The following is a 21,204-nucleotide window of genomic DNA, read 5'->3' as shown; positions in this document are numbered from 1 at the left end:
TTTAGTAACTATTCATTAAAAAATAATGACTTCTTTTTAAAATCTAAAATATTCGATTTAAATTTAGGTTTTTCGTTTTTATCCCATAAGCCCCAAAAGGCTCCAACATCTCCTTCAGCGCCTACCTTCCATGGCTCATCAAAAGAAGAAAAATAAAACATTTCTATATTGTCTTCATTAGACCATAATTGAGAGTTAATGAAGTATTTTATGGCATTTTCATATGATGGTTGTGCTCCTTGTAAAGACTCTCCTTCACTAGGCCACCCTGTTTCAGTAATAATAACCTTTTTTCCATTTCCAGCTTTTAACGCCTTTCGAAACATGTCTTTCATATAAATAAGAGCATAATCATTTGAGCAACCTTCCCAAAAGGGATAGCAATTGGCTAAAATAATGTCACAAGCCTGCGTGATTTTTGGTCTTTCAGCAAATTCATAGTAGGCATCAACATATCCAACTGGAATATTTGAAATGTCTTTTTTTACATCATAAATATAATTTAAAAGTTCATTTTCATTTAAGTCATTTCTATATAAAACTTCGTTACCCACGGCAGCAATATCAACATATCCTTCATGGGCTAGTTTTTTTAGTCCTTCTACTTCTTTATTGTTAATTTCAAGATCGTTTCCAAGCCATGCTCCAACTAAAGTTTTCAAACCAAATTCCTTTGCAATTATAGGAATTAGTTCATTACCGTCGGTACAAGAAAATGTTCTTATCCATTTGGTGTATGGCTTAATTATTTTCATACGTCTCCTAATTTGAGTCTCTGAGAGTTGAGCACCAATTTCTTGGCCATCTTCATAGGCACTAAAACAGATTCCATGCATTCCTTTGTTTAAAACTCTATTAAACATACTATGCAATCCATTTGAGGTTTTTTGATTTAATTCACCTCCAGACAAAGACATTATTTTTGCATTTCTTCTTGACATAATTATTAATTTAAAGTTCTCCTCTTCGTTTTACTAATTCAGCTTTTATTTGTTTTGCTCTAGTTTCATTAAGGCTATATTTATACATTATCCAAATAGCAAGAGCAGCCGTTATTGAAGGGATTAATATATCTGCAATTCTTAAGCTATTCATGGTTTCTGCTGTCTGGGTTTCTGCATCAGAAATAAAACCTACCAACTTCAATACTAACCCTCCTAAAAATAATGCAATAGATTGGCCAATTTTAACCATTAACCAATAGATAGCACCAAATGTTCCCTCTTTACGTGGCATGCCATTTTCTAATTCGTCTAAATCACAAACATCTGCTGTCATACTCATCATTAGAGTAAATAATCCTCCTAAACCAAAAGCAATAAAAGGTATTGGCATAAAAATTAACCAAGGTGAGCCTTGCGAAGTATCAATACTAAACCATGACATTCCAACACTTTCTAGAAATGGGTTCAGCCATTCGAAAAGTGAAGCTACTCCTTCATTAAGTGATTGACCAAAGCTAGTTTTATTAAAGTTCTCATTTAATCCTGTATCAAAACCCCACCATTTTAAAATATATCCAATAATTGAAATAATAGTAGAAATGATGAATGCTTTTCTTTTTCCCCATTTGTTGGATATTGCGGATATTATTGGAATGACTACAAAAGCAGTAATTACTGCTGTAATAGTTGAAAACCAAGCCGGCCAAGTACCTGCAAGAGCATAACTGCCATTATACATGTAAAATACAATAATATAAACACTAAATGCTGATACTAATTGAAAGCCATTAAAGACTAAAAATGTTGCGCCGCAAAGCTTTGTAAAAGGTTTGTTCTTAGAGACTTGTTTTATGCCAGCCCATAAATCTGTTAGGTTTGAGGCCATAGTTTTAAACGTTATTTTCTTTCTGTTTTCCATATGAGAGGAGTCTAAGCCTCTACAGAAAATTGCTGGAAGCAAACCTAAAATAGCGCATATTGAACCTACAATTATTGATAAATTCCTAACTCCAACTGCTTGAGTCTCGTATACTTGAGGGTCTGCGATAATAACCCAAAACCAAGGCACTATCATCCAAGCAATTTGCCCCATAGTATTTGAGAATGCCATAAGTCTTGTTCTCTCATTGTAATCGGTTGTCATTTCATATCCCAAACCTACTAAAGGAGTAGCATACATGGTGTTGCCAATTAAAAAAAGAATAGTTAAAGTAAGGAAATACCAAAAATTATACATTTGCGAGTTATCCGGAGACATTTGCCAGGTTAGGGCAAAAAGAATACCGCTTAAAATCGCACCAACGAAGATATAAGGTCTTCTGCGGCCCCATCTTGATTTTGTGTTATCAGAAATAAATCCCATTATAGGATCTGAGAGTGCATCAAATAATCTTGGTAAAGCCCCTAAAAGTCCTGCATATAAAGGGTCCATTCCAAAGGCAGTAAGAAGAAAGAACATGAAAAATGCCAAAGACCCTGGTAATAGATTAAGAACAAAATGGCCTGCACCGAATGCCATTTTTTGACCAATTGGAACTCTATCTTTTTTTGATGTTATGATGTTTGGCATGACTTATTGGTTTAGTTAGTTTAGTTTTTTAATCTTTTGGAATTACAATAGTTTGAATAGCTTTTGCATCTATTGAAAATTCTACGTTTTTGTCATTTAATGATAGGTTTATTGTTTTTGGGGTTTCAAATTCATTAAATAATACAACTGCAATGGTTCCGTCTGGGTTCACCGCTGCTGTTGCCATAAGTTTATCGTCTGAGTTTTCTAAACCTATAACTTTGGCTTCGGGTCTAATATATTTACTAAAGTGAGCCATTGTATGAAATAAAGGGGTGAAATAAACTTCGTCTTTATCTGGATCTACTATTACCGGTGCAATGCACCAATTTTCAAACCAATTTGGCCCTCCTTGGCGATCTAAAACCATATTCCAATCTACCCATCCGTCTACCCAGTTATTAAGACAACCTATTATATCTCTAGCATATCGATTGACCGGTGCATATTTTGGATGTAAATGTTTTTGGTCTTCTGGAGCCCAATCATAACCCCAATCTGTAGCTTCTTTTTTCCAATACCAAGCATCGTCTTTCCATACAGGTACTTGAGCATCTATACAGCCTTCTGTTTCAATTAAATATTTATCTGGTGCCTTATTGTGAGCATATTGTAAGGCTTCCGGAAAGTAATCATAGGTGCTTTCATACCAGTGAATAGCGGTTCCATGAAAGTATTTAGAAGAAGCCTCGTCTCTAAACATTTCATCTACCCATTCCTTTAACCCTTCTCTATTTTGGTCATACCCTAAAATAATTTTATCTCCATGACCATCTGCTTCTAATTTTGGACCTAAATGAAATTGAACAAAATCTGTCATTTCTTTTGGAGTAAAGTGCATACTTTCCCAATTGTTTCCGTTTCCATGAGGTTCATTTTCAACAGTAAATCCCCAAATATCTATGCCTTCTGCTTTATATGCATCAATATATTTAGAAAAGAATAGCGCCCAGGTGTCATAATATTTTGGTAATAATTTTCCACCCACCCAATGGTTGTTGTCTTTCATCCATGGAGCAGCGGTCCAAGGTGAACCAAAAATTTTGAATCCGTCTTCAGAAATTGTCAAAGCGTCTTTAATCATTGGTATAAGGTCTGCTTTGTCTTCGTTTATAGAGAAGTATTCTAAATTTTTATCATCTTCAATCGGTGTATATGAGTAATTGCTTAATGAGAAATCACAAGAATTCATATGTGTTCTTGTTAAAGAATAATTAGCACCGTTTTTTGCGAAATAAGCTTCTAATATTGTGTCTCTATTTGGCTTGCTAAGTTTATTTAATAAATAAGCGGATGACTCTGTGAAAGCGCCTCCAAAACCAGTTATTTTTTGAAATTCTTGTGCAGGATTAAGTTTAATTGTTACTAAGGAGTCTGCTTTTTTAAATTGGTTTATTTTAGTAAGCTTGTTTCCTTTTGCAGAGGTTTCATAAACCTCAATGTTAAGTCTGTTAGCGTTTTTATTACACCCTGTTAAGATTGCAACTGCCATAATTAATAGAATAAAATTAATCTGTCTCATTAGTTTAGTTTTAGTTGGTTTTCAAATAATGTTTTTTAATAACCTCAAATGTTTTTTTCTTGTTTCTATCAATGTCAACAATACCCCAGTACTCTTCATTAGGAGAGCCATCATAGGGAACCCCACTACTATTTGGAGCCCATCCTCCAATGTCTTGTTGGTCAGGATTTCCTGCTTTCCACCAACCATCTGTGAAAGAGAACATAGTAACTCCAGAGCATACATCGGTATTATTAAAAACACTTTTTAAAATGTTATTATTGGCTGAAGCTTGGGCCTCTTCATTAATTCCCTGAGAGAAACCGTCTTTTTCAATGGTCATATAACTATCTCCACCTGCTTCAGAGAAATACATAGGCTTATGGCTTGCTTTTTTCCATTGGTTATATATGGTTCCTGGATTGTCCCATCTATAAATGTTTATGCCCCAAACATCAATATTAGGAGAAAGAGTAAGAGCTTGATTATTTGGTAAATCACCATGTGCAGTTGTTGTTGGATGAGAAGGATCTATCTGGTGAATAACAGCAGCCGCATCATTCATGGCTTTATACCAGTTTTTTAAATCACCGCCAAACCATTCTGGGTGGTAGTTGTATTCATTTCCTAATTCCCACATTAAAATAGCGGGATGACTTTTATATTTATTAATGTAATTAACGTAACTACCAGATTTAATATCAAAGTAACCATCTTGATTATACCCAAAACCTATAATTACTTTTATTTTAAACTTATGGATGTTGTCTAAAACCGTTTTGTTGTCAATAGGAGCATATACTCTAATAGTGTTTATACCTGCTTCTAGCATTAAATTAAGATCTTGTTCTAATGTTTCAAAACTTCTTTTCATACTGCCTTTTGCAACAGGATGATAACAAATGCCTTTTATTGAATAAGGTGTGTTGTTCACCAATATTTGTCGTTCTTTAACAGAAACTATTTCCAAATTGCCATTTTGCTGGCACCCCATAATAATTATTGAAAATAGTATTAGTAGTAATGTTTTTTTTCGAAAATACATGGTTTTATGGTGTTGTTACTTCGTATGTTACCGGAGGAGATTGAATAGTTTTAATTAAAGTATCAATATCTCCATTTAAAGATTTAGTAATTGGGTTTCCGTCTCTTGTTAATCCAGAAAAAACACCCTGGTCTACCAAATTCCATAAGGCGTATTTGGCTTCTCCATTTAGTTTAATCAGGCCAAAATGGTTTTCAGATCCCATACTATTCTCAGCATCTTTCCATTGTTCATCAAAAGCTTCGAAGTAAAAACAGGAAATGTTATTTTTATTGGTCCACTCTCGTAATAGTTTATAATATTTTCCAGATTTGTATTCATCTGCAGCTCTTGATCCGTTTGTTCCGTAGTGTCCGTTTGAAACTGTAGCCCAACCTGTTTCTCCGATATGAATTGGTTTGTTAACTCCCAAACTTTTCATATAATTTGAAACGCTATCGTATTGACTTTTAGCAAAATTTAAGGCTCTTTGCATTCCTGAATCTATTTTTTCTTTGCTTGATAGACCAATTTCTTGTTCTGGAGTTAGCCAAAATGCTGGGTTATAATGAGAATTATGCATTGGATAAGTATGCATGGAGATATAATCTACTGCTTTGATAAGATTTTCTAAATCTTTAGTATGATAACTGGTGTCACCACCACCCCAAGATGAAAAATCATCTGAACTTGTAATCCACAAATCTTTTGGTAATTCTCCTGAATTTTTGAGCTCTTGCAAGTGGTTTACCCATTTTAAAATTACGCTAGGTTGTACGTAGTAGCTAGTTGCCCAAGTAACCATGGCTTCATTTCCTACAGCTATTATTTTAACTATATCTGGGTATTGCTTTGCTAGCTTAATAGCTGTGTTTATTTCAGTTTCGTTTCTTTCACTTTCCTGATAATGATCTGGTACCAAATCTGAAAATGCATTTTTACAGTCTATCCAAGCACCTAACATAACATACATATCAAAGTCATTGTCTTCCTCTTTTAGCTCCTTAATGGCTTTTAAAAGGTTTGAAGCTTGTTGCAAATGAACATTATATGTTCTTAGAATCTTAATACCCATTGCAGACAATATTTTCATATCTTCTTTCAACTGAGTTATGGTGGGTTGATCTTCTCTTGATTTAGTTCGGTATCCTCCATAAGAAATGGCTAAGTAGTTTGGATTCCCTAAAATTTCGGCAGCAGTCATGTTATCTTGTTCAATATGAGTTTTTACTTTTTTTTTAGATGTGTTATTGCAACTAATAAAGATTAGTGAAAGCACAAGAATGAATATTTTACTTATCCTATTTCTCATTATAAAATGGATACTTCTATACGTTCTATAATTCCAGTGCGCTCAAAAATATGTTTCGAGGTGCTTTTATCTAGAATTAGGTTATCTAATTTTACTGTTGATTTATCATTAAAAATCACTTTTATACTTTCATTATTGGAACGTTTGTATATAATAGGTGTTTGACAATACGTAAAACATAATGTGTTTTTTTCAACCTTAATCTTTTGTTTTTGGTTTTTAAGATTTGTAAATGAGAATACTGAAGAATCATTTAAGAATTCTTTCTTTTGTAACAGTCTTGGGTTAAAAGTAACTTGACCATTTTTAACAAACAGACCTAACTCACCAAACCTACTTATAATGTCTTCTTTCACTTGACCAGTCATACCTGGTTGTTGTGCTCCCTTAGTAGCAGGTGTATGCGAATAAGGATCTGTTGGGAACGCTCCATATAATTCGGGTGATTTATGTGCACCAATACCAGCGTTTATTTCGTAATAATGGTCTAGTAATCTGCCAATTATTTCATCATTCTCATTAGAATTAATTGCGATTAAGCAGTTTTCTTGAACTGCCAATAATAACTTAGAAACCATATGCCAGTATATAGATCCTAGACCTTCATAACCAAAAAAGGTTCCTGAGCGACCGGTAAAGGACTTATGGTCAAAAATTTCTTCAAATACTTGCAACAATAATTCTTTATCAGATTTAACTAAATTGTCATAGGATTGGTCTAAATTATCTATAGCTTCTTTTAAGTCGTTGGCATTATTGAAATTGCCATTAAAGTGATAAATGCCTTTAATATCTTTTTCAATAATTTGTCTATTACCGTTAGCAACTAATGTTTTAATAAGTTTAGATTTCTCTATACTAGCATGAGGAATGTTGTTTTTTACCTCAAAATTGGGAAGGTTTTTGTTTGGGTATAAGATATAACTGTATTGGTCTTCTCTAAATAAGGAACTGTTTTTTAAACCATCTAGTAATTCTAATGCTTTAGCAGGAGTGAGGTACCCAGAGCTTAAAACAGCTACTTGACCCTCTAACATTTCAGGTAAATAAGAAATAGATATTTCATCCTCGTTTTTAACTGTCATTAAATTATAGGCATGATACATGCTATCATCTCTCTTGTTGACTTTTATGCTGTGCTCCAAAAATAATTTAGAAGTCTTTATAAAATCAGATATATCAGCTAGTGAAATGTCTGCTTTTGAACTTGAAAAACTTTCATTGTATATGGATTCTCTATATTTACTCCCTGCCATTCCTAAACCATCAAGAATAGTTTTTCTGTCTTTATCAGAGATTCTTCCATATAGAACGCTGCTATTCCTTTGAAGTGTATTGTTAATGCTACTGAAAAACTGTTCCAATTCTTTAGAAACCTTAACTTGCTCAATACTTGATTTTAATATTATTTTTTCAAAGAAATTTAAAAACCGGTTTAAATAATATAGGGTAACCATAGAAACACCGTTTCCAACTAAAGCGTTGTTGGCATCGTTCCACTCTGGTCTTTGGGTGTTAAGCCAGATACCACCTTCGGGAATAAAATTTGATATTTTAGATAATACTGTGGCTAAGATTTTTTCAATGAAATTAACTTTGTGGATGTTTGAATTTTTATCAGTTAATAAAGCTCCATCTGAGCCTAGCTCTTCTCTTCGTTTATTAATAATAGTATCCAAGTTATGATCAAAATCAATTGTGTCTTTGGAGTTTTTAAGAGTCTCAGCATAACTTTTAATTTTATAAGGTACGTTAGCATAAACAAATATATCCTCAGTAAAACGAGTCTCTAAAGTGTTAGGATAGTAGTTTTCTATAAACTCTAAAAATTTTAACAAATAGATAATCTGATGGTCTCCCCAATAACCTATATAAGACCATGGGTCATTTTCTTCAATAATTTCCCAATCAAAACCATCTTTAGTAACCCGGTATGGGTTGTAGCCTTCAAAAGTAGAAGCGTTTAAAAACTTATGAATCATTCCTTCAATAAAATCAGGGTATGAATGTGCTAAAGCTTCCCAGTTTTGAAAGATGTCACGCCAATTACCTTCATAATCTAATACCTTTGAACCATCTATTTCACTTTTCGTGTTTATAGAAAACTTGTTCCATGGACGACTAGGATCTCCATGTCTTCTACTAAATTTTAAAGGCAAATACTCATAAGCGAGTCGTTTAAAATCTTTATTCTCCTCCTGTTCCGCTAATTCTTTTAAATAAGTTAAATTGAAAACATTGGGTAAGTTATTAAGGTCTTTACTTTTAGTAATATAAAGTTCTTTGTTGGCTTTACTTATATATTTCAGAAAGTCATCTTTTTCTATGTTGTAATTATCATCAAAAATACCGCCACGCATTATGTTAAACATTGTGTTGGCAAAATGTCTGGTGTTTATTCTTTGGTCTTCTGTTAACTGAATTCCATCAGAATTAGAGGTTAATTTTATTAAATTTTCGGTTCCTAAATCAATATCTTCTTGAATTCGTTTATTGATATGTGTTTCGCTATTAATAAATTCTGAAATTTCAACTACGTCTGAAATGGATTGATTAACATTGGCAACAAAAATCCATTTTTCTTCAGAACGTGGTTGTAAATACATCTTTGATGAGGCAAAATAAGCTCCCTTCTCTGCTTTTATATCAGTTTCAGGTAATATGTTTTTTCCATTTCTAAAATCATCTAATTGTAATGAAGATGCAAGGTAAACCGGGTTAGCAAAGCCGTGCGACCACACGGTATTAGCTTTTAAAGCTTCACTAGGTTCTGCTTTGTCTACTATTATAGCACTTAGTGCATAAATTCCAAGACCAGTATCAGCATTAATTTCACTTCTCTTATAGGCATCAACTAAGTTACTTCTTGAGTTCTGAAGATCTGCACCAACACCTGAAGGAAGGATATTTTGTAACCCATCTAAAACGGTTAGGCTTATTTCTTTGTCTGAGTTATTTACTAATGAAGATTTTTTTACAAACCCAAATTTATTACTTGAATTCCAAGAATATCTATAGGTAAGACCTAAGTCTAAGTTTGTTTGTTCAAAAACAATTTTATTTCCATAAATATTTTTATAAAGATTGGATTTTATACGATACACTCCTGTTTGGCGAATTGAAAAAGGTTCCCAAATAAGGTTTTTACCTTCAAGGTTTATTTGGAAAATGGTTTTTGTGCCACTGCTTTCAGCTAATTCTGTTATTTTGTCGTCTGTATAATATGGGAATAATGCATATTCAGCATTTTTTCTTCCCGCAGTTAAACCACCGTTACTAGAAATAAACATCCAATGGTTGGAATCAGAAACAATGCTCATAAAAAACGGACGCATGTTATCACTATCTGAAATTTTATAATAGGATTCGTTCTCAATTTGAACCAATTTTCCATTAGGTGTAGTTGTATCTTTAATCACTTTTTCTTTTAATAGAATATTAGATTTCATCTGTAAATAATTGTTACTTAAACATCTCTGAATTGAATTTTTAATGAAAGAGATGTATAAGGTGAGGTTAAAAAGGCCAGATTAAAAAATGAAACTGGCCTTTAAAGTCAACTATAATTAACCTATTGATAGACTCTTACATAGTCTATTTCCATAGTGTCTTCAGTAAATGCAGGATCTATGTCTCCACCTAATGTGCCGCCCATGGCAATGTTTAGTATGAAAAAGAAGTCTGCATTAAATGGTAAAGTTTCATTGTTATTAAATTCAAAAAACGGAACGTTGTCTACAAGAATGTACATTTTGTCAGCAGACCAGTCTAATGAATAAATATGAAATTCGCTACCTGAATCTGCCAATGGTGTAGTTTCGCCAAAGCTCGCAGTACCATTATCAAACCAGTGTACAGTACCCAGAACAGTATTTTTATCTTGTCCTGTTTGTTCCATAATGTCAATTTCCCCACTTGTTGGCCATCCTACGGTTGGGAAATTTGAACCAAGCATCCAGATTGCTGGCCAAGTACCTTGTGCTGTAGGTAGTTTTGCTCTAACATCTATTCTTCCATAGGTGAAGCTTTGAAGTCCTTGGCTTTTAATTCTTGCAGATGTATAGCCTCCGCCGCCATCAGATTTTGCGGTTATTTTAAGCAAGCCATCTTCTACTATAACATTTTCAGCGTCACTTGTATAGCTTTGCACTTCATTGTTACCCCATCCGTTTGTTCCGGTACCTATATCATAAGTCCAATTGGCTGGGTTAGGAGCGCCATTGGTATCAAACTCATCTTCCCAAACAAGATTAGTGTATGATGTTTCAAAATCATTTGAAGCACCTTCCTCTAGGGTAGTTAATGTAAACCACCAACCAAATTCTCCATTGCCATCAACAGATTTTACTATCATTTCATTAGCTGAGCGTTCAATGATTTGGTATTCATGATTACCGCCTATATAATACCCTAAGAAACCTGTTCCTGATAGTGTTAATGTTTCCATATCATTAGGAGCAGTTAATGTCCATTGAGCTGTGTAATCATTGTATGGAAGATTAAGAATATCAGCTCCGTCTTCTTCTCCTCCAGAGCCTCCAAGCTCATCAATTAAATTAACTCTACCAAATACAGTTCCTGACGGATCATTGGTTGGGTCATCATTCGTGTTATCTGTAATGTGCGTGAAAGTGCCATCAGCATTAAAAATATATCTATCGTCATACATTCCTACCGTAGCTTTTTCAAATGGTTCTGCTGAATACCATTCACCAGGTATAAATCCATCTGGAGGTCCTAAACCAAAATGAGGTTTTGATTCGGCTTTAATTCTCCATGTTTTTTCAGAGTTTCCGTGAAGCATTTCTGATAAATCTGCTGGTGGTTCGTATAGTGCTAGAACTTCAACTTCAATAGTTTGACTAGTTGAAGAACCTCCAGTTCCAAAGGCAATGGCGGTAACCAAATACGTGTTAACACCTAACTCTGTAAAGTTGTGTGATACAATTCCAGATTCTTGCAGTTTTGTTTGTTCTTGAATAATAAAATGAAATGATAAGGCATTATCTGCAGTTGCAGAAAAGTTCACCAAACCACTTCCTAAACCAGGAGCAGCAGAAGCTACACCTTCATCTATATAAGTGGTGGTTATTGTTAGGTTAGAAGGCGCAATAATGGCCCCCAATGCATAGTCATCTTCTTGACAGCTATTGAAAATCAAAGCCATCAATATAAAAACTCCTAAATAATATTTTAAATTTTTCATAATGTTTGTTTTACAATTTTTGACTTTTAGTTAATATCAATATCATCAATGTATATGGTGTAATTTGCTGATCCATCACCTTCTACACCATTATCCATGATTAGTACTAGATTATACCATTCAATGGCTGCATCAACTGTAGGGAAATCAAATGTGAGTTCTTCCCAAGCATTTGCAACGGTTGTAGTTGCTGTGATTTCTGCTGTTGCAGTAACATCTGGCCAAGGAACATTATCTTCAAATTTTATTAATAGGTTTAAACCAGATCTTGGAGACCATACCTTAGCAGTTACTCTAGAACCGTTGGATAATTCAAATGGCTCAGGAACTGTAATTTTAGATCCTCCCCAGGTTTGTCCAGCATTTTTTACCATTTCTGCTACCATGCTAGATGGGTTGCCATTAGTATCAGGGTTTGATACCACAGAAATTGCACCACCATCAAAAGAGCTTAATTCAAATTCTGGTTCAAAATCTAAAGTTGGTGTAGTAGAAAAATCATCTAAGTAAATTGTATAATTTGCTGATCCATCACCTTCTACACCATTATCCATTATAAGTACCATATTGTACCAGTCTATTGAGGTATCAATTGAAGGGAAGGTAAATGTAAGTTCTTCCCAGGCATTAGCAACAGTGGTCGTAGCTGTTATTTCAGCCGTAGCAGAAACATCAGGCCATGGTACTGCGTCTTCAAATTTCATTAGTAGGTTTAATCCAGCTCTTGGTGACCAAACTTTTACTGTAATTGTTTCTGAACTACTAAGGGTAAAAGGTTCGTCAATAGTTATTTTAGAGCCACCCCAAGTTTGTCCTGCTCCTTTAACCATTTGAGCTACCATGCTAGATGGATTGCCATTAGTGTCAGGGTTTGCAATTACAGAAATATCACCACCATCAAACGAACTAAGAGAATAAGGTGTTTCAAATGTTAAAGGTGTAACACTTGGTCCTGCTGATATTAAATCTTGTTTAATGTTATCAATGTAAAAAGTCCAATCTGCGCTACCATCTCCTATAACTCCAAAGTCAAAGAATACTACTATTTTTTGATAAGTGTTTCCTGTGTCTATGGCGCTTAAATCAAATGTTGCTGATTCCCAAGCGTTATTACCAGATAGTGTGGCCTCTGTTTCGTAAAAAATATTTCCGTCATCAAGGTTTTCTAATTTTAATAACATTTTACCACCTGGTCTAGGTGACCATACATCTAAAGTGATAGCTTTTTTAGTAGATAAATCTATTGGTGATGACAATGTAATGACATTTCCAGCCCAAGTTTCACCTGCCCCTTTAATAATTTCACCTACTTTACCAGATATATTTCCGTTTGTGTCTGGGTTGTCTATCACTGCATTACTTGCTCCTCCAAAACCTTGAAAGGTGTTCGCGTCAAATACTTCAAAGTCTATTGGTAATTCCGTTGGTGCTGCAATGGTTATGTCTTGAGTTACTTCAGTGGTTTCTACACCACCACTTAGGGCAACAACTTTAATTGAGTAATCACCAACATTTGCATATTCAAAACTTGCCGTTTCTCCTATTGCTAAGGGAGTTGGTTCTTCGTCCGGATTCGAAGTATCAAAATATACTAAAAAAGAAGCAGCAAAATCAGCAGTTGCTGTTACGTTTAATATAAACGGATTTGATGCATCAATTTCTGCCGAAACTTCTAGGTTTTCTGGCGCTTTAAAAGATACTGTCAAATCTTGAGTTGCAAATGTTGAAAGTCCAGTAATACCAATAGCTTCAATTTGTACAGAATACGTGCCTTCTTGGTATGTGTTTTCAAAATTTTCTCCCTGTTTTATTTCTACAGCATCTGAACCGTCTCCTGGAGTTATGTTGTATGAAACAGCACCAACTGAGTTAGGTGTTATAGTAACTAACCCTGAATTGTCTTGGGTTATTTGAAATTGAGCAGAAACGTTACTTGGAGCAACAACTTCTTCTATGAAGGTCAAATCGTTATCATCTTCAACACAGCTAAATAATAATAAAAAGGCCATGCTAAAAGCATATATATATTTTAATGTTTTCATATTCATCATTTTTTATTTTTTAATAACCCGGATTTTGTTCCCAGCGATTTCCTGATAAATTGATTTCTTCAATTGGAATTGGAAATAATTCATGTTTACCAGCAACAAAACCATCAATCTCTTGGGCAGCTCTACCTGTTCTAACTAAATCAAAGAATCTATGACCTTCACCAACTAGTTCTACACGTCTTTCTTGATAAATGGCTTCTGTTAGATTGTTACCAGTTAAATCTAATTCTGGTAACATAGCTCTTGTTCTTATCATATTTAAATAAGTTAAAGCTCTGGTGTCACTTATACTACCTCTGTTTAAAGCTTCAGCAGCCATTAATAATACGTCAGCAAACCTTATGGCTCTATAATTATCTGGATTTGTTAAAGCTGCATCACCAATGTTCAAATCTCCTTTTCGTGCTATGTATTTTCTGTTAAAATAACCGGTTTGTTCATAGCCAGCAGTTTCGAGGTAAGATGATCCTGGGTTATCGGCAATATACTGTTCTATGTCTAAAATAGATGTTTCATAGCGTAAGTCCCCATCTTCAAACGCATCAACTACTTCTTGAGTTGGCACATTAAAACTATAACCAGCATCAAATTTTCCGGTAGAATCTATAAACCCTCTTGGGCCATTAAAATAAACGGAATAATTTCCTTCGAGACATTGAAAACAATCAAAACTTCCACCTTCTACATCAGAATACTGAACCTCAAAAACAGATTCAATATTGTTTTCCCAATCGCGTTCAAACATATTGGGGTATTCTATAGAGGTTAATAATCGGTGAGGTCCATTGTTGATTAAATCTTCTAGTACTGCTGCAGATTCGGTAAATTTATCTTGATACAAATAAACTCTACCTAAAAGTCCTTGAGCAGCTCCTTTAGTAACTCTACCTGTTTCGTTTTGTATATATGGTAAATTAGCAATTGCAAAGGTTAAGTCAGCTTCAATTAAAGCATATACTTCAGCTGCAGGTGTTCTGTCAATAGAAAATTGATCACCAAATTGAATGCGTTCGTCAACTAGCATTGGCACTGCTCCCCACCACTTTACTAAAATAAAGTTGTAATAGGCTCTTAAAAACCTTGTTTGTGCAATAACACTTGTTTTATTTGCAAATTCGGTTTTGTCTTGAAATTCCATAATGTAATTACAACGATTTACGGCTTCATACATCCATTGCCACATGGTTCTCAATCCTCCATCATTTTGTCCTACTGCAGAATGAATCATGTCATCAATTTGTTGTAAGTAAGGTGAATCCGTTGCGCTTTCTCCTCCACATAAAGTGTTGTCTGACGCTATTTCTGCAAATTGATAAAATTTTGCTGTTGTTTGTAAATAGTCATATGCTGCAACTAGTGCAAGTTGGTAATCTGACTCTGAATTAAAATAGTCTTCAGAGTTTTCATCTTCTGATGCAACATCTACGAAATCATCGCTACAGGAAACTATGATAAGAGACGTTAGAAGGATATATATATATTTAAAATTTTTCATTTTTTCTTTTTTAAAATTTTACATTAATACCTAATAAAAATGTCTTAGCACTAGGGTAAATACCCTGGTCTATTCCTCCTCCTATTGGAGCGCCTGTTCCGGCTGTAGGGTCATAACCACTATATTCTGTTAGTGTAAACAAATTACTTGCTGACACGTATACTCTAAATTTATCGAATACTGGGTTTTCACGTTCTTCATTTGAAAAAGTATATCCTAACTGGATGTTTTGTAAACGAACAAAAGAACCATCTTCAACATAAAAGTCGGAAAACAAGGTGTTTGGATTTGTTCCAATGGTCTGTCTGGGCGCTTCATTAGTAGAGCCAGGTCCTGTCCATCTATCTAAATACCATAATGGTTTATTTACTAATTGTTGGTTTCTTTCGTAATTACGTACTATTTCATTTCCTACAGAGGCAAAGGCATATGCAGAAAAGTCAAATTGTTTATAATCAAATGATATGTTAAGACCCATCGTGGCATCGGGTAGAGGGTTACCCAGGTCTGTACGGTCATCTAAATCAATAACTCCATCGCCGTTTTGGTCAATAAATTTAAAATCTCCTGGTTGAGCACCTAATTCGGATACTGGAGAATTGTTTACCTCATCTTGTGTTTGAAATATGCCATCCGTTTCATAACCCACAAAATAACCTAAAGGGAAACCAGCTTCCATTCTAGAAATTGCCGGTTGGGATATACCAAATCCGCCACCTTCAAGAAATTCTCCTTCACCACTTACAGAAATTACCTCATTTTTAATTCCGGTTACGTTGTAATTAATGTTAAATTTAAATTCTTTACCTATAGTGTCAGAATATCCAATTGCAAATTCAATACCTGTATTTTCTACAACACCAGCATTCACAACTGGTGAAGCTCCTGTTCCAAGTAAACCTGAAACTTGCGGAGATACTAATAAATCTTCAGTTCTTCTTTTAAAGTAATCAGCTGTAATGTCTACTTTATTGTTAAGAATACGCATATCTACCCCAATATCCAGAGTTTTTTGCTTTTCCCATCTAATTTCAGGGTTAGCAATACCTCCGGAAGCTTTTCCAAAGACTTGATTTTCAGCATCATTACCACCAAAGAAGTAAGTACCTTCTCCAGTTAGTAATGAAACAAATCGATAATCGCCAATTCTGTCATTTCCTAAAACACCATAAGAACCTCTGAATTTTAATAAATCAAAGAAGTTGCTATTGCTCATAAACTCTTCATCTGATACTACCCATCCCAAAGAACCTGATGGGAAATAACCAAACTTATTTCCAGGGCCAAACCTTGTAGAACCATCTCTACGTACTACAGCAGATAATAAATATTTACCTTTGTAATCGTACTGAAGTCTAGTAAAATAAGATAATAATCTGCCGTCAAATTTTGGGTTGCTACCACGTTCTTCATAAATATCTTCTGATTCTAAAGCAAGTGCCACACTAGCATTTGCGGGGTCGTTATCAATTATGTTTCTTCCTGTTCTTCCAGAGAAAACGCCCGTTGTTCTAAAAACAGAAGTACCCAAAATAACATTTAATTTATGAGTGTCATTAAATGTGTTTTCGTATTTAATAAAACCATCGAATGTATAATCTCTAAAGATATTAAACCCTTCAAATACACCACTTGTAAGTGTATTGAAAACCTTTCCTACACCGTAATAGTCTATGGGGTCAAATGAGTAATTTTCAACTTCGGCATAATTAAATTGAAAGTTTGCTTCAGCTGTAAAGTGATCTAAAAAGCTATATGACAAACCTGCAAAACCATTAAGCTTCATTACACTGTTGTTGCTGTAGGTATTGGCCATTTGAGCCAGCGGATTTATTACTTCTCCGCCTAAACCGTCGGCTAAAGAGTATTCTCCGTTTTCATCTCTTACAGGAATATTTGGTGCCATGTTAAGAGCGTTGAATAAAACAGAGCCTAAGGCACTTTCTGGTAAGTTGTTCTTTTTAGTTCTGGTTAAAGTAAGACCTGACTTGAATTTAAAGTTTTCTAAAAAGTCTAGTTTATAGGTAGCGGCATTTGTGAAACGAGAAAAATTTGATTTTTTCCCTCCAACAATACCATCTTGAGTTAAAAAAGAAGAGCTATATGAGTAAGCTGAATTTTCACCACCCCCTCTAAACGTAATGTTATGGTTAAAAATAGGGGCGGATTCAAAAACTTCATTTTGCCAGTCCGTTCCAATTCCTAAAATTGATAAATCTGAAAAAGGAGGTGTGCTTCCTGCTGCTGCATATCCTTCATTAACTATTGCTCCATATTCTGAAGCATTAAGAACTGGTATTTCTCGTGTAGTTTGTTGAAATCCCGCATAAGCATTATACTCAATGGTTAAAGGCATTGCTCTTCTACCGGTTTTAGTGGTAATTAAAATAACACCATTTGCAGCTCTTACACCGTATATACCAGCTGTCGCATCCTTAAGAATGTTCATGCTTTCAATGTCATTGGGATTTATAACACTTAAATCTTCAACAACGTTGCCGTCAACAAGAATTAATGGTCTACTATCACCATTGGTAGATACCCCTCTAATACTTATTGTAGAACCTCCTCCGGGAGAACCTGAGTTTGTTGTGATGTTTACACCAGCTACTTGACCTTGTAGGGCTTGTTCAATCCGAGTTGGCTTAAGTTTTTCAATTGTTTGAGCTCCAACTACAGATACAGCACCAGTTATTTCTTTTTTAGTTTGTGTACCGTAACCAATAACAACTACCTCATCGAGTTTGGCTAGGTCTTCTTCCAACTCAATAGTAAGGTTGCTTTTGTTTACTACTACTTCTTTAGTTACATATCCTATATAACTAAATACTAAAGTAGCCCCTTTTTGAACTCCAGAAATATTAAAATTTCCATCAAAATCGGTAACTGCACCTTTAGATGTGTTTTTTACAATAACATTTACACCTGGTATAGGAAAACCAGTATTGTCATTTACAATACCACTAACTTCAATTTCTTGAGCGCCTAAATGCGCGACAAAAAAGAGCATTAGAATTTTTAAGAACGTGTGTCTCATATTAGTTTAGTTTTAGTTTAATGTAAATTTATTGTAAATAGATGTTGTATGAATATTTTGTGCCACTACAAAAAACATACAATTCTAAAAAAAAGATATAAAGACTTCTTAGCTCTTGTTTTTACTTAGATTATCGTCTGATATTTATTTTAATAACAGTGACTATTTTTCACTTATTGTTTGGGTGTTGTATAGGTGTGTATAGTTTATGTTAAGGTGTTTATATCTCCAGTATGTAGTCTGTGAGACTGGATTCATGGGCTAATTTCATCTTTTTTCTTAACCTGTAGCGTTTCACTTCAACACTTCTTGGTGAGATATTAAGCAAAGGAGCAATCTCTTTTGAAGATAAATTTAACCGTAAATAAGTGCAAAGCCTTAAATCATTTGTTGTTAATTCAGGATGTAGGCTTTTAATTTTTTTAAGGAAGTCCTTGTCTGCATTATTAAATGCTTCTTCAAATAAATTCCAATCATCCGTATTGTTGAGGTTCTTATCAATAATGTTGATAACACTTTTAAGTTGGCTGGCATCTTTTATATTTTGCAGTTCTTTTTTAATTGAGCTTAAAAGCTCATTTTTTTTGATGATGCTCATGGTAGAAATTCCTAATTCTCTACTCTTGTTATCTATATCTTGTCTTAATTTTTCATTGTTGAAGCGCATAAGCTGTTGTCTGTTTTCTAGCTCTTTTAGCTCTAATTCACGAGCTGTTTTACGCATGAGATTTTCTCTTTGATTTTTATAATAGCGTTTGTAAAAACTATGTGTTATAAATACAAGTAGAATGGCTCCAATGCTGTAAGCTATTATCATGATATTGGATAAATACCAAGGCTTTGCTATTGTAAATTTGTAATGACTTACATTTGCTGATAGGTTATTGCCTATTTTGGCTCTTACATTGAATTCATATGTGCCATGTGGTAGATTTTTGAAAAAGATTTTTGGAGTTTTAGACCATTCACTCCAATTTGGGTAAAAGCCTTTTAATTGATATTGATATTCTGTATTTAAATATTTATTGTATTCGGGTACGCAGAAATTAAATTCTATATTGTTGTGTGTGTTTATGAAATTACCGTCCTTATTTATTTCTAGTAAGTTGATTTTGTTGTTTTTAATGTCACTTAGTATAATGGAGTTTATAGAAATATCATATGAAGAGTTTCTTGGTTTGTCTAAATCTAAAATTATAAACCCTCCAGAAGTTCCAATTAAAAATTTGTTGTCACTTAATTTCGAAATGTTTTCATATCCTGTTAGTGCATGGGGTAATGTTTCTGGAAAAGGGATACTATTTATTTTAAGGTCTGAACTCAATTTTCCTGGTGAGATATAGTTTAGTTTGTTTTTAGAAAAGCACCATAAATTACCGTTATTATTGTTTATTATTAATTTCCCTGATGTAAACTCAAGTTTTTTAAATAATTCACTAATTATAGTGTCTTTAATAAAATGTTTTTCATTGGGCCTATATTTGTAAATACCTTCTTTATAAGAATAAAGAATGTTGTTATTGTATTTTACTAAACTAGAATAGTCTCCTTTATCAATAGAAGGTTCTTTTGTTACTGAGATGGCTTTGGTAAAATCTTCGTTAATTGCAATCTTAAAAACGCCTTTGTTTTCATGATTTACAAAAATCTTGTTGTCTTGAATTTCAAAAAATCGACTAGAGACTTTGAAGCCGTCTATGGTGTTTCTTAAAAACCAATTACCATTTTTGTTTTCTAGAACACTTAAGCCATCATAATTTCCTTGTACTAAAATATTGGGATTTTTTAAACTAGAGGTTAATTTCCATGTGCCATTAATTTCAATTTTTTTATCTATGCTTCCGTTGTTAATTATAAATGTGCCTAGGTTGTGTCCACAAAATAATGTGTTCTGGTAGTTAAACAAAGACCAGACCGGACCTTCGGTTCCTTTAATGAATTTTAATTTAAATACTTTGGAGTTAAGTGGTTTGTAAAACAACCCTTGGTTAGTGCCTAAGTAAAGTAGTCCTTTATGTATTGTTGATGCGTAAACAGTTCCTAATTGCCCTTCTTTGTCATGATAAATAGAAAAAGGAGAATTAATATTAACACAATTAAGGCCGTTTTCCAAGGCTAGCCAAATATTGTTTTCAGCATCCTCAAAAACATCATGTATGCTATTATTTAATAAGCCATTTGATACATTTAAAACGTATTTTAATTCTCCTTCATGGGATAAATGAATTATGCCATTAGATCTAGTTCCTAAAACATAGCTACCATCCTGTAACCTAGAGCTTCGGTATATGCTTAACTCGGATAGAAGTTCATTAGCAGGAATCATCCACTTATTTAATTCATTCTTGGAATTCAAAATATAAAATCCGTTTTCTTCAGTTTGAGCTAAGATTTCATTATTAAAGCTAAACAGGTTTACAAGGTAGTTGTTTTTAAAAATGGTATTGTCACTAACTAATTTAGATTTACCATTTTCTATTTTAAACAATCCCTCTTTTACACTTTGAAAATATATAGTTTCTTTTATTTTAAAAATTTTATAAATAACAGAATCAGACTTGATAGTAAAATAAGAGTCATTGGTTTTATTCCATGCGTATATTCGCTTTAAGGATTGAAATAAAACCCAATCGTCAACTGAAATAATATTCCAAAATTCTTCATCTTCTAAAAATTGAATATTTAATTCTTGAGATATTGAATGATAGTTTTTAGTGCCAAGTGTATTATTTGCCCAATAACCAAACTCTCTATAACTGCCCGTATAGACAATATTGTCAATAACATTTACAGATCTGGTTTTACCATTTGGAGATTCATATAGCTGCCATGTTTCTCCGTTATATTCCAGTAAACCCTTGTTGTTGGCTACATAAATAAAATTATTGTCTGTTTGAGCTATAGACCAGTTTTGATTGTCTGCACCATAAATTTCAGGAGGGTAAGTAGCAATTGGAGGTGTTTCTTGACCATGTTGAAGAGATATATTCAATAAGAATAGTATGATACAATAATATGCTTTCATTTTGTTAGTTGGTAATAACATAGGTTGTTGTGGTAACAA

General features: G+C 33.7%; 11 protein-coding genes. All 11 read right to left on the bottom strand.

Features of this window, described 5'->3' with window-relative positions; genetic code table 11:
* Positions 1-8: 8 nt before the first annotated feature.
* A complete protein-coding gene (locus N1F78_RS02935) occupies positions 9-941 on the bottom strand; it encodes a glycosyl hydrolase family 17 protein (RefSeq protein ID WP_406684700.1) in 933 nt (310 codons plus the stop codon).
* A 10-nt stretch (positions 942-951) separates the two neighbouring features.
* Positions 952-2,514 (bottom strand): MFS transporter, encoded by a 1,563-nt coding sequence (locus tag N1F78_RS02930; protein ID WP_406684699.1) that lies wholly within the window; start codon positions 2,512-2,514, stop codon positions 952-954.
* Positions 2,515-2,542: 28 nt separating this feature from the next.
* A complete protein-coding gene (locus N1F78_RS02925; RefSeq protein ID WP_406685658.1) occupies positions 2,543-4,006 on the bottom strand; it encodes a glycoside hydrolase family 30 protein in 1,464 nt (487 codons plus the stop codon).
* Between the two features lie 40 nt (positions 4,007-4,046).
* Positions 4,047-5,060 (bottom strand): glycoside hydrolase family 2 TIM barrel-domain containing protein, encoded by a 1,014-nt coding sequence (locus N1F78_RS02920; RefSeq protein ID WP_406684698.1) that lies wholly within the window; start codon positions 5,058-5,060, stop codon positions 4,047-4,049.
* A 4-nt stretch (positions 5,061-5,064) separates the two neighbouring features.
* Positions 5,065-6,351, bottom strand: a complete 1,287-nt coding sequence (locus N1F78_RS02915) for a glycosyl hydrolase family 17 protein (protein ID WP_406684697.1) — start codon at positions 6,349-6,351, stop codon at positions 5,065-5,067.
* Positions 6,351-9,800 (bottom strand): hypothetical protein, encoded by a 3,450-nt coding sequence (locus tag N1F78_RS02910; protein WP_406684696.1) that lies wholly within the window; start codon positions 9,798-9,800, stop codon positions 6,351-6,353. The genes N1F78_RS02915 and N1F78_RS02910 overlap by 1 nt, the downstream gene beginning before the upstream one ends.
* Before the next feature lie 122 nt (positions 9,801-9,922).
* Positions 9,923-11,557 (bottom strand): family 16 glycosylhydrolase, encoded by a 1,635-nt coding sequence (locus N1F78_RS02905; protein ID WP_406684695.1) that lies wholly within the window; start codon positions 11,555-11,557, stop codon positions 9,923-9,925.
* Positions 11,558-11,583: 26 nt separating this feature from the next.
* On the bottom strand, positions 11,584-13,599 hold the full coding sequence (locus N1F78_RS02900) for a hypothetical protein (protein ID WP_406684694.1): 2,016 nt from the start codon (positions 13,597-13,599) through the stop codon (positions 11,584-11,586).
* A 19-nt stretch (positions 13,600-13,618) separates the two neighbouring features.
* Complete coding sequence (locus tag N1F78_RS02895; protein ID WP_406684693.1) at positions 13,619-15,103, bottom strand: RagB/SusD family nutrient uptake outer membrane protein; 1,485 nt, start codon at positions 15,101-15,103, stop codon at positions 13,619-13,621.
* 10 nt (positions 15,104-15,113) lie between these two features.
* The gene (locus N1F78_RS02890; RefSeq protein WP_406684692.1) at positions 15,114-18,113 is read right to left on the bottom strand and encodes a SusC/RagA family TonB-linked outer membrane protein; all 3,000 of its coding nucleotides are present in this window, start codon (positions 18,111-18,113) and stop codon (positions 15,114-15,116) included.
* Between the two features lie 247 nt (positions 18,114-18,360).
* On the bottom strand, positions 18,361-21,165 hold the full coding sequence (locus N1F78_RS02885) for a triple tyrosine motif-containing protein (protein ID WP_406684691.1): 2,805 nt from the start codon (positions 21,163-21,165) through the stop codon (positions 18,361-18,363).
* Between the last annotated feature and the right edge of the window lie 39 nt (positions 21,166-21,204).

Origin of the sequence: Seonamhaeicola sp. MEBiC01930 (assembly GCF_045277075.1) — a bacterium.
Classification (GTDB): Bacteria; Bacteroidota; Bacteroidia; order Flavobacteriales; family Flavobacteriaceae; genus Seonamhaeicola.
Note: the sequence above shows the minus strand (reverse complement) of the source record. Positions and strands in the feature narration are given on the sequence as shown.